1 protein-coding gene is annotated in these 217 nt (G+C 58.5%); it reads right to left on the reverse strand.

The features are described 5' to 3' along the window. Positions 1-198 (reverse strand): carboxymuconolactone decarboxylase family protein (locus tag ACW9IR_RS30340; protein ID WP_457466309.1); only part of this gene is annotated, 198 nt, incomplete at its 3' end. Positions 199-217 lie beyond the last annotated feature (19 nt).

Genomic DNA, 217 nt, shown 5'->3' on the forward strand with positions numbered 1-217 from the left:
GCCGATGCAGCCATCGCAGCGGGTGGTGATGGCCACGGCGATGGAGATCAGTTCACGGGTCTTGGCGTCGAGCACGTTGTTTTCTTCGGCGGCTTCGCCCAGCGCCATGTAGGCTTTGACCATCTTCGGGTTGCTCTTGCCCAGCGCGCCAAAGGCTTTCTTCACGGTAGGCAGCAAGTCGGACCAGTTATTGAACATTGCGGTAACTCCTGAACAG

The sequence above is a fragment of the Pseudomonas sp. SDT291_1_S447 genome (assembly GCF_054070155.1).